This window comes from Dysgonomonas sp. HGC4 (assembly GCF_001261715.1).
GTDB lineage: Bacteria > Bacteroidota > Bacteroidia > Bacteroidales > Dysgonomonadaceae > Dysgonomonas_A.
Genome location: NZ_CVRU01000063.1, coordinates 1 through 835, shown reverse-complemented (window position 1 = coordinate 835; position 835 = coordinate 1). Strand labels below are relative to the sequence as shown.

Sequence of the window (835 nt, the reverse complement as noted above, 5' to 3'; positions counted from 1 at the left end):
CTCTTTTAGTACAGTTATTTATTTTGTCTTAAATATTTTCTGATTCGTCTTCAGTATCTGTGTCGGAGTTTTTTCTTTTAAGCAACTCTTCTATTTGGTCATCTTCAATCTTTTTCACGTTGGTGAGAAGGAATTGATCGTCCACAAACTGCCCTAATTCATTACATTCTTTAATTGCATTTTCGATACAAATGTGCCCATCCTGATTCAATCCGCATAAAAGAAACATCTTTAGGTAGTTTGTTTTTATATCAATGCTTTCAACTTCTATATTATGAGTTGTAAATGCAAATTGTAGCTCTCTTAGGAGGGTTTCTTTTTGGAAATCATTGAAATCGGAACGATCCGAAGATGCTATAACCGAGAAGTAACGCAATTTTCCGTTTTTTCCTCCTAATCCGGTAGATACAAAAAATTGTTTTTCACCTGACAAATCGGCATCTAATAATATTTTACTTTCAGCCAAAGCCATTGCCGACCAATTGGCTAATTCGGGTTCTAAGGGACTGCTATGGTATGTTTCAATAGCCCTAAATGCTGCCACATCAACAATACCAGCTAATGCTGACAGATAGTAGCGTCTATCTTCCAGATCAATTTCGGGTGTGAAAAGCTTTGCTATTAAATAGTTGCGATCGAGACCCATATTCTCTTTGGTTGATTGTACGTATTTCGAATATTCGAAGTATTTCATTTGCTCTTCTACGGGTACAATCTCGTTCAAAAGGTGCATGTTAGCTTTTAATTCACCTGATGAATCTCTCAACTGATTAAGCATTTTTTCAAATTCTTTCATAAACTAATTTCATTAGGTGATTTAGGTCTCAGACCTTTT

The 835-nt window shown here is 35.2% G+C and carries 1 protein-coding gene; it reads right to left on the bottom strand.

What is annotated here, in order from left to right; genetic code table 11:
• Window positions 1-28: 28 nt before the first annotated feature.
• A complete protein-coding gene (locus HGC4_RS06410) occupies window positions 29-796 on the bottom strand; it encodes a hypothetical protein (protein WP_050709298.1) in 768 nt (255 codons plus the stop codon).
• Window positions 797-835: the final 39 nt, after the last annotated feature.